The sequence below is a fragment of the Rhodococcus sp. AC861 genome (genome assembly GCF_979256035.1).
Window position 1 is genome coordinate 1 of record NZ_CEEDMW010000065.1, and the last position, 254, is coordinate 254.

At 63.0% G+C, this 254-nt stretch carries 1 protein-coding gene; it reads left to right on the forward strand.

Features of this window, described 5'->3' with window-relative positions; genetic code table 11:
• The first annotated feature begins 2 nt into the window (after positions 1-2).
• A complete protein-coding gene (locus AC0IX4_RS23165; RefSeq protein ID WP_471831429.1) occupies positions 3-167 on the forward strand; it encodes a GNAT family N-acetyltransferase in 165 nt (54 codons plus the stop codon).
• The last annotated feature ends 87 nt before the right edge of the window (positions 168-254 follow it).

Genomic DNA, 254 nt, shown 5'->3' on the forward strand with positions numbered 1-254 from the left:
GTCTGAACGTCGGCAGTAAATTACTGGCATGGGCAGAAGAAGAAGCCCGCCAGGCCGGGGCCGAAATGACCGAGCTTTCCACCAACGTGAAGCGCCACAACGCACACCGTTTTTACCTGCGTGAAGGCTACGAGCAGAGCCACTTCCGCTTCACCAAGGCGCTGTAACATGAGCCTGACCCTCACGCTCACCGGCACTGGCGGCGCACAGGGCGTTCCGGCATGGGGCTGCGAGTGCGCGGCCTGCGCCAGAGC